This window comes from Psychroserpens sp. S379A, assembly GCF_049800755.1.
Classification (GTDB): domain Bacteria; phylum Bacteroidota; class Bacteroidia; order Flavobacteriales; family Flavobacteriaceae; genus Psychroserpens.
In genome coordinates, this window is sequence record NZ_JBNAFQ010000005.1 from 215,668 (window position 1) to 229,753 (window position 14,086).

Here is a 14,086-nt window from a genome sequence, read left to right on the forward strand (position 1 = left end):
GTTTAAAAGAACCTTGGAGATTTATCATATCCTTTTTCTGATTTGAAAAGATCAAATAATAACATCACTTCATGTGTACCTGAGTTAAAACGTCCTAAGTTACTTACAGTATAATCATAAGCATATCCAACTCGTATGGCTTTCGATATTTTTAAATTGAATAGTCCACTAATACCATCATTTATTCTATAAGCTAAACCAAATTCGATTTTATCATTTAATAGAACATTTGAGGTTATGTCTAATGTTAAAGGAGCTCCAATTACAGCTTTAGCCATAAATGCAGGTTTTAATTTTAACTTATCATTGATATTGAAAACATAGCCTCCAGTTGTAAAAAAATGTAAGGCTTCAGAACCTTCGGCAACAATTCCACTATCATCTTCTAAATGTTTAGATTGCAACATGTTTGGTACCGAAAACCCGAAATAAAATTTTTCAGTAAAGTAGAAAGCTCCAGCTCCTATATTTGGAAAAACTCTACTTAAATTTTCAGCAAATGCTGGATCTGGTAAAGGATCTGAATATACAAATCCGTTAAAATCTGTAGAGAAAAACGAAAGACCTGCTTTAACGCCTAAAGATAGTTTTGCAGATTCGCTAACAGGGAAAACATATGTAATATCAATAAATAAATTAGTGTCTTTAACAACATCACCAATTTGATCGTGAACTATAGAAATTCCTCCTTCTAACTTTTCGGTTATGGTAGAATGAGCAAAAAAAGATCCAGTACTTGGAGCTCCAACAGCTCCAACCCATTGTGATCTATAGATCAAGCCAAAATTAATATGGTCAGAGTTATCAGTTGCATACGCAGGATTAATAACATTCATATTATACATGTACTGTGTATATTGAGCATCTTGTTGGCCAAACAGATTTGCTGAAATCATCAAAGTGATGATTGTAAGAAGCGATATTTGATTTTTTATATGCATCATTATCTGCTTAAGTAAACTCTACCTTGTTTGTCGTTAGTTAGTCCATCATTAAATTCTAAAATGTAGAAATATACACCTACAGGTAGATTACCACCACCTAGTCGAGAAACAGTAGTCGTTCCATTCCATTTAGGAGTATTAATATTACCTTCATAGAGTTTGTTGCCATTTCTATTATAAATGGTTAACTTAAAATTTGGATAATTTTCTTCAAGGTTTTTTATTACGAACGTGTCATTAATACCATCTCCATTAGGCGAAAAACCATCAGGAATAATTATGTCTTCGTCACAAGATTCAATATTCACAATAACTTCTAATCTATTGATACTTGAACAACCATTATCTATTGTGATTGATGCAAAATAACTTACACCATCTTGAAGTAGTTCATTGTTGTCTAATAACATGCCATCAATTGCAGCATTATACCATTGTATATTTCCATTTGTGGTAATGTTATTTGATAAGTCTTGTATTGTAGCATTATCTTCAGTACAAAATAAATTTCCGTTGTCTGTGAGTTCAGGTGTGACAGCTTCTAAAATTTCAAAGCTATAAGAGGTTAAATTACTTAAATCTGCTTGACAATTTGTTACTGGATTAAAAAAGTCGATTAAACTAAACTCATAAATTCCAGGAATTAAAAAACTATTATTAGGAATTAAGAAAGACGTATTTCCATTGGTGACAGTTATCATAACATTATCACTAATATTATTACTTGGTCCAGTTATATTATAACTTAATGAATATAAACCATCTAAAAGTAAATTAAGGTCAGAAAACATTACATTAACATCTTGACCTAAGCAAGTATTAGGTATGCTTATGTTGATATTATTTATATTGGGATTTTCGTTAATTGTTACGACAACTTCTGAAGAGTCATTTAAATTACATTCAGGTTGGTTTACAGTATAAGTGTAAATACCTGGAAGATCTATTGAAGGATCAAAAATACCAGTTCCACTATTAAGTGCAGGTGACCAAGTGCCACCAAAATTAGGATTACCATCAAGACTATCAAAAAGATCAACAGAGTTCGTACTGTCCTCACAAAGATTCAATATACCATCAATACCAGCTGAAGGTGGTAAAATTAGTGAAACTATAATATCAGCTGAGACATCTTCACAAATTGTGTTATTGCTTGAAACAGTATAAGTGTAAACACCAGGAGCATCGATGTTGGGATCAAAAACACCAGTTCCACTATTAAGCGCAGGCGACCAAGTTCCACCAGAGTCAGGTGTTCCACCAAGACTATCAAAGAGGTTATAAATAGTTGTGTCATCTTCGCAAATATCAAGTGTACCATTTGTACCAGCAAAAGGCGGATTTGTTAAGTTTACGACTATTGAAGCTGAATCGTCATTGCATATAGAATTATTACTTATTACAGTATAGGTATAAACACCTTCTGGATCTATTGAAGGATCAAACACACCAGTTCCACTATTAAGCGCAGGCGACCAAGTTCCACCAACGTCAGGTGTTCCTCCAAGGCTATCAAAAAGGTCTACTATTTCATTGTCTCCTTGACAAAGATTGATTAAGTTGTCTTCTCCTGCATTAGGAGCCGAAATTATGTTTATAATAATAGCCGTAGAATCGTCAGAACACGCAGGATTTGTACTAGTTACAGTATAGGTGTAAACACCAGGAGCATCGATGTTTGGATCAAACACACCAGTTCCACTATTAAGCGCAGGCGACCAAGTTCCACCAGCATCGGGATTACCACTTAGACTATCAAAAAGGTTAATAGAATTCGATTCATTTTCACATAAATCGACAGTGCCACCAACACCAGCCATAGGAGCTGTAATAAACGTTACAGTAACATTCGCAGAATCATCAGAACACTCAGGATTCGTACTAGTTACAGTATAGGTGTAAACACCAGGAGCATCGATGTTTGGATCAAACACACCAGTTCCACTATTAAGCGCAGGCGACCAAGTTCCACCAACATCAGGTGTTCCACCAAGACTATCAAAGAGGTCAATTAAATTCGATTCATTTTCACATAAATCTACAGAGCCATCAGCACCAGCAATAGGAGTTGTAATGAACGTTACAGTAACATTTGCAGAGTCATCAGAACACGCAGGATTTGTACTAGCTACAGTATAGGTATAAACACCAGGAGCATCGATGTTGGGATCAAACACACCAGTTCCACTATTAAGCGCAGGCGACCAAGTTCCACCAGCATCAGGTGTGCCTCCAAGACTATCAAAGAGATTAATAGAATTCGATTCGTTTTCACATAAATCTATAGTGCCATCAGTGCCAGCCATAGGAGCTGTTATGAATGTTACAGTAACATTCGCAGAATCATCAGAACACTCAGGATTAGCACTAGCTACAGTATAGGTATAAACACCAGGAGCATCGATGTTGGGATCAAACACACCAGTTCCACTATTAAGCGCAGGTGACCAAGTTCCACCAGCATCAGGTGTGCCTCCAAGACTATCAAAGAGATTAATAGAATTCGATTCGTTTTCACATAAATCTATAGTGCCATCAGTACCAGCCATAGGAGCTGTAATGAATGTTACAGTAACATTTGCAGAATCATCAGAACATGCAGGATTAGCGCTAGCTACAGTATAGGTATAAACACCAGGAGCATCGATGTTAGGATCAAACACACCAGTTCCACTATTAAGCGTAGGCGACCAAGTTCCAACAGCCTCAGGATTACCACCAAGACTATCAAAGAGGTTAATGGAATTCGATTCATTTTCACATAAATCTATAGTGCCATCAGTACCAGCCATAGGAGCTGTAATGAATGTTACAGTGACATTTGCAGAATCATCCTCACAAATAGGATTCGTACTAGCTACAGTATAGGTATAAACACCAGGAGCATCGATGTTGGGATCAAACACACCAGTTCCACTATTAAGCGCAGGCGACCAAGTTCCACCAGCATCAGGTGTTCCTCCAAGACTATCAAAGAGATTAATAGAATTCGACTCGTTTTCACATAAATCTATAGTGCCATCAGTACCAGCCATAGGAGCTGTAATGAATGTTACAGTGACATTTGCAGAATCATCAGAACACGCAGGATTAGCGCTAGTTACAGTATAGGTGTAAACACCAGGAGCATCGATGTTGGGATCAAACACACCAGTTCCACTATTAAGCGCAGGCGACCAAGTTCCACCAGCCTCAGGATTACCACCAAGACTATCAAAGAGGTTAATAGAATTCGATTCATTTTCACATAAATCTATAGTACCATCAGTACCAGCCACAGGAGGTGTAATAAAAGTTACAGTAACATTTGCAGAATCATCAGAACATGCAGGATTAGCGCTAGCTACAGTATAGGTGTAAACACCAGGAGCATCGATGTTAGGATCAAACACACCAGTTCCACTATTAAGCGCAGGCGACCAAGTTCCACCAGCCTCAGGTGTTCCACCAAGACTATCAAAGAGGTTAATAGAATTCGATTCATTTTCACATAAATCTATAGTACCATCAGTACCAGCCATAGGAGCTGTAATGAATGTTACAGTAACATTTGCAGAATCATCTTCACAAATAGGATTCATACTAGCTACAGTATAGGTATAAACACCAGGAGCATCGATGTTAGGATCAAACACACCAGTTCCACTATTAAGCGCAGGTGACCAAGTTCCACCAGCATCAGGTGTTCCACCAAGACTATCAAAGAGGTTAATAGAATTCGACTCGTTTTCACATAAATCTATAGTGCCATCAGTACCAGCCATAGGAGCTGTAATGAATGTTACAGTAACATTTGCAGAATCATCAGAACATGCAGGATTAGCGCTAGTTACAGTATAGGTATAAACACCTTCTGGGTCTATTGAAGGATCAAACACACCAGTTCCACTATTAAGCGCAGGCGACCAAGTTCCATCAGCCTCAGGGTTACCACCAAGACTACCAAAGAGGTCAATTAAATTCGACTCATTTTCACATAAATCTATAGTGCCATCAGTACCAGCCATAGGAGCTGTAATGAATGTTACAGTGACATTTGCAGAATCATCCTCACAAATAGGATTAGCACTAGCTACAGTATAGGTGTAAACACCAGGAGCATCGATGTTAGGATCAAACACACCAGTTCCACTATTAAGCGCAGGCGACCAAGTTCCACCAGTATCAGGTGTTCCTCCAAGGCTATCGAATAAGTTAATAGAATTCGATTCATTTTCACATAAATCTATAGTACCATTAGTACCAGCCATAGGAGCTGTAATGAATGTTACAGTGACATTTGCAGAATCATCAGAACACGCAGGATTAGCGCTAGTTACAGTATAGGTGTAAACACCAGGAGCGTCGATGTTTGGGTCAAACACACCAGTTCCACTATTAAGCGCAGGCGACCAAGTTCCACCAGCCTCAGGATTACCACCAAGACTATCAAAGAGGTTAATAGAATTCGATTCATTTTCACATAAATCTATAGTGCCATCAGTACCAGCCATAGGAGCTGTAATGAATGTTACAGTGACATTTGCAGAATCATCCTCACAAATAGGATTCGTACTAGCTACAGTATAGGTGTAAACACCAGGAGCATCGATGTTGGGATCAAACACACCAGTTCCACTATTAAGTGCAGGCGACCAAGTTCCACCAGTATCAGGTGTTCCGCCAAGACTATCAAAGAGGTCAATTAAATTCGACTCATTTTCACATAAATCTGCAGTACCATCAGTACCAGCCATAGGAGCTGTAATGAATGTTACAGTGACATTTGCAGAATCATCAGAACATGCAGGATTAGCGCTAGCTACAGTATAGGTGTAAATACCAGGAGCATCGATGTTAGGATCAAATACACCAGTTCCACTATTAAGCGCAGGCGACCAAGTTCCACCAGCCTCAGGTGTTCCACCAAGACTATCAAAGAGGTTAATGGAATTCGATTCATTTTCGCATAAATCTATAGTGCCATCAGTACCAGCCACAGGAGGTGTAATAAAAGCTACAGTAACATTCGCAGAATCATCAGAACACGCAGGACTAGCGCTAGCTACAGTATAGGTGTAAACACCAGGAGCATCGATGTTGGGATCAAACACACCAGTTCCACTATTAAGCGCAGGCGACCAAGTTCCACCAGCATCAGGTGTTCCTCCAAGACTATCAAAGAGATTAATAGAATTCGATTCGTTTTCGCATAAATCTATAGTACCATTAATGCCTGGATTAGGTTGCTGGATTAGGTTTACTGTAACAGCTTTTCTATTATCACTTTCGCAAGGAGGATCCAATGAAGTCGCATAATAAGTTTGTCCATCAATTAGTGGTTCACTAAGTTCTAATGGTAAAGCAGATGATATTGAAAGATACCAATTATTTGTTCCGCTAACAACTAAATCTCCTATCGTTGGGTTATTATTGCCGCTAATAATACAAAATTCTTGAATACTATCACCTACAGGAACATCTACAACTCCAACATTTACAAAAACTGAAAGCCTTGAAGTTCTGCAACCTGTAAAAGGACTAGATTGATCTGCATAATAAATTGTATTGTCTGAGAGAATAGTTGTGGTGTTTAATGGTGTGCCTCCAGAAGAAGACAAATACCATTGAACATCATTCCCGAAAGCTTCTAAATTGTTTAAAGTAGCATCTGAAGCATTTTCAACACATACACCTTGAAAGTTTAATCCTATAGGTGGACCTAAGACATTTACTAAAACAGCTTGTCTGTTTCCACATGTGCCAGTTGAATTATCTACATAATAGGTTTGACCATCAATTAATGAATCAGAATCATTTAACGGAATTAAGCTAGTTGTAGTTTCAAACCATGCAACACCACCACCAGCGTCAATAGCTTGTAAGTCAGAAACAAGCAAGGAATCTAAATCACAAAACGTTTGCTCATTATTAATTACAGTTGGGCATTGCGCATAAGATTTTAAGCATGCTAAACTGCATAATAAAAATAAATATAGTATGAATTTGGGACTTTTCATTTAGGTTTCCACTAAAAAAAGCTTAAATAACAAGTGACATTGAGATGTATTAAATCATACAATAATTAAGCTGTTTTTATGTGGAGTTTAGTTGGTTTGATTAAAGGTTTAGTTTCAAAGGTATGAAATAAAATCTTACGATGAAAGGTAAAATTTTACAGATGTAATGTGTTTTGAAATTTAATTATTGTGTTTTATCTGAATAAATCAACCTTTTATCTAGTAAGTACTTATTAAATAACTATTTGAATCATCATTAAACATATAAATAGAAACTGCTTTGTTTTCGGCAGTATTCTCTTTGAAATCGTATCTAAAAACTGTTCCTAAAAATGAAGTAGGATTATTGTCTTTAAAAGCTTCAATGCCTTTGGTGTTAAGTCTATTTAGAATTTCAGAACCAACTAAATACGCAACATTATAACTGCTTGAGTGTTCTCTAAGGGAGTTAGGGTTAAAGGGCATTGGGTAAGTTAAATTTAGAATTTTAAATCGATTATATGATATTTTTGTGCTATCAGGAATATTTTTATGATTAAGCACAACTAATTGAATGTTATAAGAAGACGATTTTTTAAGTAGTAAGCTAGTTGCACTTAAAAATACACCTACTTTTGAGCTTTCTATTACTACAAAATTAAGAGCTTCCTTTTTAAGGCTTTTTTCAAGCTCTTTTGATTTAAAACTATTTTTATTATTAATCTTTATTAGTTTAGAATTAGGAAGACGTTCTTTAACTGTTTTAGAGTTTTCTATATGGTCATCATCAAATAAGCAAATCACATTTTCATCTTTATGTTTTAAATATTGGATGACTTTTCTTTGCATTTCTGCTTCAGAAGGAAGAGCTTTAATTAGAATAGTATTGTCAGAATTGTTCTTTGTTTCTGATACCACATAAGAACTTAATTGGCTAATACGATCATTTTCAAATTGTGGATTTGGTTTTATTTTAAATCGAATTGAATTATCTTCATTACTTTCAGAAATTAAATCATCTGATGAATTTGTGTTTTTAAACTCTAATGCCATATTAGGAAATTTAGATTTGGCTTTATTCATAGCATATCTAAGTCCTAAAAGATAATCGTTTTTGTTTTTGATTGTTGTAGCGTTTTTTTCGATGGAAGAATCTACCCAATATAATTCGGCGTTGAATTGATCAAACTGTTCTATTTTTTTTGAATTGTTTAAAATAGTCTGTTTACCATTTTTAGAAAGTCTAATAGTATCTCCAGCTAATACAGCGGTTTTTAATTTTGGATTTAAAGCGATTAGCTCTTCTTTAGAAATCCCAGCATTTTTTGAAATGCTATAAATGGTTTCTTTTGGTTTTATGATATGCAAATCATCTAAGCTCTCTTGTTCTTGCTCATCTTTAGAATCATTTAAAACTATGGTTTCAGCTTTTTCTATAACTGATTCTTCAAGTTTTAATAAGCTTCCTTCCTTTAAAACATTTTTTATTTGCGGATTTAAACGCTCTAATTCTGATATGCTTATTCCAAACTGTTTTGATAAACCGTATTTAGTATCTCCTTTTTTTACTAGATAAGAAGTTGAGTTTTGTTTATTGTTTGTAGGCTTAGATATTTCGAGTACTTGTCCGATTTGTAAAAATTGTCCCAATTGATTTTTATTGAGACTAATTAAATTTTCTAGAGGTATTCCGTATTTGTTAGAAATTCCCCATAGAGTTTCTCCTTTTTGAACGATATGTTGATTTGTATTGCTATTAATAGCTTCCGTTGAATTGTTTTTTTGAGGAATTTTAAGAATGTGACCAGCTTGAAGTCCATTTTTAATAAACGGATTTGCGTTCTCTAATTCAGTGATGCTTATGTTAAATGATTTTGATATGCCATATTTCGTTTCTCCTTTAGAAACTAGGTAGCCTTGAGAGTTTTTTGTTGGTTTTTGTGGTGCTTTTGAAGTTTTTTGGGGAATATATAAAATCTCTCCTGCCTTGATAAGTTCTTTAGAACCAGGATTTAAATTAAAAATTTCAGTCATAGACACATTGTAACGTAAAGAAATTCTATAAACATTTTCTCCTTTCTTTATGACATGTTTAATAGAATCGTTTTGACTATGCGCAACAGGAATAAATAGAAAAAAAAGTACAATTATTTTAAAATAATTGCTCATACTTCGCATTTTGTGAGGGTTTTAAATTTATTGTTGTAAAAGTATTACATATAATGGTTGAAGTATTTTATAGTATTTTCAAATTATTCATATGTTATTAACATTAATTAAATTCTGATGTTAAATGAAATGTAATACTTGGATATTTTTGTTGTGTCATTTGTAGTGAAAATGCCGAATCTGCTAAAAAGACGAGTTGTCCAGCTTTATCCTTTGCTAGGAAACGCTGTTTTACTCTCATAAATTCTTTAAATTCTTCACTTTTGGAATCTTTAGGATCTACCCAACAGGCTTTATGTACATTTAAATTTTCATAAGTACATTTGGCGCCATACTCATGTTCAAGTCGGTATTGAATAACTTCATATTGAAGAGCTCCAACGGTCCCAATAACTTTTCTTCCGTTAAGTTCTAAGGTGAATAGCTGAGCGACACCTTCATCCATGAGTTGATCAATACCTTTGTACAATTGTTTAGATTTTAAAGGGTCTGCATTATTGATATATCTAAAATGCTCAGGTGAAAAGCTTGGAATCCCTTTGTAATTGAGTTGTTCGCCTTCAGTGAGAGTGTCACCAATTTTAAAGTTTCCAGTATCTTGTAATCCTACAATATCTCCTGGATATGATATGTCTACGATTTCTTTCTTTTCAGCAAAAAAAGCATTCGGACTAGAAAACTTCATTTTCTTATGATGTCTTACATGTAAATAAGGCGTGTTTCGTTTAAATTCTCCAGAAACAATTTTTACAAAAGCCAATCGGTTACGATGATTAGGATCCATATTGGCATGAATTTTAAATACAAAACCTGAAAATTTGTTTTCATCTGGTTTTACAAGACGCTCTTCACTATGCTTTGGTCTTGGTTTAGGTGCAATGTCAACAAAACAATCTAATAATTCGCGAACACCAAAGTTGTTTAATGCAGATCCGAAAAAGACAGGTTGTAATTCACCATCTAAATAATCTGCTTTGTTAAATTCGGGATAAATACCTTCAACGAGTTCTATTTCATCTCTTAATGTTTGAGCTGCTTTATCTCCAACTAATTGATCTAATTCAGGAGATGATAAATCATTAACTTCTATAGTTTCTTCAATATCTTTTCTGCTATCACCACTAAAAAGGTTAATGTTTTTCTCCCAAATATTATAAATGCCTTTAAAGTCATAACCCATTCCAATAGGAAAGCTAAGAGGTGTAACTTTTAAGCCTAGTTTTTGTTCTATCTCATCAAGTAAATCGAAAGCATCTTTTCCTTCTCGATCCATTTTATTAATAAAAACAATCATCGGAATATTGCGCATTCGACAAACTTCTACAAGTTTTTCAGTTTGTTCCTCAACACCTTTAGCTACATCAATAACAACAATAACGCTATCAACTGCGGTTAGGGTTCTAAAGGTGTCTTCAGCAAAATCTTTATGACCAGGAGTATCTAGAATGTTAATTTTTATACCATCATATTCAAATGCTAAAACAGAAGTCGCAACTGAAATTCCTCTTTGGCGTTCAATCTCCATGAAGTCACTAGTAGCTCCCTTTTTTATTTTATTACTTTTTACAGCTCCAGCTTCTTGAATAGCACCTCCAAAAAGCAATAGCTTTTCAGTTAGTGTTGTTTTACCTGCATCAGGATGTGATATAATTCCAAAAGTTCGACGCCTGTTGATTTCGTTTAAAAAACTCATACTTAAATTTTGTAGCTGCAAATATAATTACAATATCTCTCTCAAGAGTGACTTTAAATTAATTTCTGTGTCAGAATTTATACTGGGCAATAAATTAGTTTTGTTGTTAAGGTTGTTAATAAAATAAGGTTGCATAAGTTAATTCGTTACTTTAAATTATTAACATTGAACTTTGGTAATTAGGAAAATTACATTAATTTTGCTTTTAATCGATAAAAGCAGGCGCTTTATCGATTAAACAAGTGTTAAAATTTATAGTATTTTTTTTACAAAATTATTACATTTGAACCAGATTAATAGCACTAAACATTGAGCCTACAAACACAAGCAGTACGCCTATTTTATACATTAATCATGTATGAAATAAGGCTTTTTTGCTTTTAAGTAGACCAATCTTAAAGTGTTATATGAAAATTTAAGAATAATAAATTTATATAAGATTTTATGAAAATCTCTACTCGATTCTCGTTAATTAATAGTTTAAGTATAGCCTTATGCTTATTAGTTTTTTCATTTCAAAACTCTTTTTCACAAACTATCACAGCAAATAATGATGATTTTAGTGGAACGCCATTCAATCCTGTTACAGGCGGAACAACTGTGAGTGTATTTGTAGATAATGGAAATGGAGTTGATGACGCAGATGGTTCTCCAGCAACCGATGCTAATATTGACAATACTACAATAGCTATAAGTAATAATGGAGGCTTAACAGGAGTAACTATTAATACAGATGGAACAATAAATATTCCTGCGGATAGCACTCCTGGTGCTTATACTGTAGAATATACGATTTGTTTAGATGTTAATAATACCATTTGTGATACAGCTAATGTGACAATTGAAGTTGGTAACTGTTTAGATTTTCCAACTAACGATTGTGATAATGATGGAGTCCCTAATGCTTCAGATATTTGTGAAGGATTTGATGATACTGCTGATGTTGATGGCGATTTAATTCCAGACGGTTGTGATTTAGATGATGATAATGACGGACTTTTGGATACAGTAGAGTGTAATGCTACTAATGCATTAGTCAATGGTAATTTTGATTCTAACCTAGTTACTGGTTGGACAGAATCTGGTAATGCAGATTGGTTTAGGTCTGGTGTTGGAGGTGGAGTTGCTAGGTTTACAGCTGATAATTCAGATTCTACTTTTGAACAAACCTTTACAGTTTACGAAGATGTTTTAACTGCATTTACATTTCAAGACGCAGCTGATGCTTCTAGCCCTATTGATGCAACTTTAGAAGTGTCAATTGACGGAACAATTGTTTATAGTAAAACAGCTGCTGAAATTCAAGCTGATAATGGAGGAGTGAATGTGTTTGCAACACAAACTTTCTTTTTTGTTTCTCCTACAGGCACAGCAAATATTAGTATTAGAGCCTTTTCGGCAGGTGTAGGTGTTTCAGATGATTTTAGATTAGATAATGTGTTTGTTGAGCTTTGTCTTGATACTGATGGTGGCGGAATACCGAATTTTTTAGATTCAGATAGTGATAATGATGGTTGTCCTGATGCTCTTGAAGGTGATGGAGGTTATACATTAGGAGATTTAGATGAAGATGATACACTTGGAGATATAGTAGATGCAAATGGTATTCCTTTGGTTGGAGGTTTATCTGGGCAACAAAATGATATTAGTCTTAATTCAACTAATCCTAATGCAATATCTGGAGAGTGTGATAATGATAGAGATGGTGTAAGTAATAATAATGACCAGTGTCCAGGTTTTGATGATACACAAAATAGTGATGGCGATTTATATGCTGATGGATGTGATGATGATGATGATAATGATGGGATACTTGATGTTATTGAAAAAGGATATACAGTAAATAGTCAGCCAATTTGTGGCGGACAAACAACCTTAGATTTTAGTAATGTTCCAACAGAGGAAGTTGGAGATGGAGATTTAAACTCTGTAATTGAAGGTGAAGTGTTTAGGTTTTCAAATGTTGCTCCAGGAGTTGATGCTTTAGTTACAATTAATGAAGTATTTAATTGTTTTGTTACTGTTATTGATGAAAACTCAACTGATCCAACATTTTTTAAACCAGAAACACGTTTAGGCAATGTGCCTTCTGGACAACATCCTTATGTAGAGTATCAGTTTGATTTTGTTCAATCTGGAACAAATACTGCTTTTGTAATTCCTGAGTTATTCATTAATTTCAATGATCTTGATGGAAATGCTGACATATTAGAACAAAACTGGACAGAACATCCAATTAGTTATACTGTTGATAGTCCTACAGAATTAGTTATAACGAATGATAGTCCATGGTTAGTTGGAATTTCTAGTAGCACTAATTCTACAGGCACTTCTAATACTAACCCTTCTGTAAATTTTTCAACGAGGTATTTGAATACTTCAAGTCAGATAATAAGACTTGGGTTAAGTGTTATTACTCCTAATAACCCTATTACTAGAAGGCATAGTGTGGAATTTAATTGTGTTGATAATTTTAATAACCCAATCACAACACTATTTGATATAGATAAAGATGGAATTCCTAACCACTTAGATGATGACAGTGATAATGATGGTTGTTATGATGTTTTTGAATCTGATGGTACAGATGATAATAATGATGGAGTATTAGATGGAACAGGTGTTGATAGTAATGGATTAGTAACTGGAGGCGTTGGAGGCTATAATGGTGTTAATGGAACTGAAATTATTAGTGATACTGTAACCAGTATTACTATTACACCTAATCCAGATCCTGCTGTTATTTGTGAATCAGAGAGTTTGGTGTTGACAGCAGCAACAACTGGAGTTCGTGTAACCGATTTTGGTTTAACTGGAAGCACAAGTGATGATACTACAATTGCTATACCTGCTACAGATTATACCTATCAATGGTATTTAGGTGCAACAGCATTAACAGATGGAGCTCAGTATTCTGGTACACAAACAGCGATATTAACAATTAATAATGTTCCTGCGAGTTTTGATGCAAATACTTATCGCATAGAAGTGACTACCGTAAACAATAGGTGTCCAGAAGAAGAAAGTATATCTATTGTTGTTAACGCATCACCAAACGCAGTGGTAGTATCAGCTACAGATTCAAGTGTGTGTTCAGGCGAAGATGGTGAGTTTGTTATTACAGGCGATGCAGGAGATATTGTGACTTATAGTCTAGATGGAGGAGCTTCAGTAACAGCAACACTACCAGTTGATGGAACATTAGAGATTTCAGTTTTAGGAATTACGACAACAACAAGCATAGATGTTAGCAATGTAGCCAACACAAACTGTGATTTAGATTTAACAGGCGTAAGTGCTAC

4 protein-coding genes and 1 pseudogene are annotated in these 14,086 nt (G+C 34.7%); 1 reads left to right on the forward strand and 4 read right to left on the reverse strand.

Annotation, left to right across the window (positions count from 1 at the left end; genetic code table 11):
- Positions 1–2 precede the first annotated feature (2 nt).
- The 4 genes from ACP15M_RS12835 to ACP15M_RS12850 all read right to left on the reverse strand — a co-directional run bounded on the left by ACP15M_RS12835 (position 3) and on the right by ACP15M_RS12850 (position 10,784).
- Positions 3–944 carry a PorP/SprF family type IX secretion system membrane protein gene (locus tag ACP15M_RS12835; protein WP_425077605.1) on the reverse strand — a complete coding sequence of 314 codons (942 nt, stop codon included), beginning with the start codon at positions 942–944 and terminating at the stop codon, positions 3–5.
- Positions 944–6,943, reverse strand: coding sequence for a gliding motility-associated C-terminal domain-containing protein (locus tag ACP15M_RS12840; RefSeq protein WP_425077606.1), 6,000 nt, complete (start codon positions 6,941–6,943; stop codon positions 944–946). Before ACP15M_RS12840 ends, ACP15M_RS12835 begins: the two co-directional genes overlap by 1 nt.
- Positions 6,944–7,162: 219 nt before the next feature.
- The gene (locus ACP15M_RS12845; RefSeq protein ID WP_425077607.1) at positions 7,163–9,091 is read right to left on the reverse strand and encodes a LysM peptidoglycan-binding domain-containing protein; all 1,929 of its coding nucleotides are present in this window, start codon (positions 9,089–9,091) and stop codon (positions 7,163–7,165) included.
- Between the two features lie 103 nt (positions 9,092–9,194).
- Positions 9,195–10,784, reverse strand: coding sequence for a peptide chain release factor 3 (locus tag ACP15M_RS12850; RefSeq protein WP_425077608.1), 1,590 nt, complete (start codon positions 10,782–10,784; stop codon positions 9,195–9,197).
- A 444-nt stretch (positions 10,785–11,228) separates the two neighbouring features.
- Here ACP15M_RS12850 and ACP15M_RS12855 point away from each other — a divergent pair.
- A pseudogene (locus ACP15M_RS12855) lies at positions 11,229–14,086 on the forward strand (hypothetical protein); the annotation flags it as partial.

Coding starts and splice junctions, on each gene's coding strand:
- ACP15M_RS12835 (WP_425077605.1), bottom strand. CDS start 944: ATGATGCATATAAAAAATCAAATATCGCTTCTTACAATCATCACTTTG.
- ACP15M_RS12840 (WP_425077606.1), bottom strand. CDS start 6,943: ATGAAAAGTCCCAAATTCATACTATATTTATTTTTATTATGCAGTTTA.
- ACP15M_RS12845 (WP_425077607.1), bottom strand. CDS start 9,091: ATGAGCAATTATTTTAAAATAATTGTACTTTTTTTTCTATTTATTCCT.
- ACP15M_RS12850 (WP_425077608.1), bottom strand. CDS start 10,784: ATGAGTTTTTTAAACGAAATCAACAGGCGTCGAACTTTTGGAATTATA.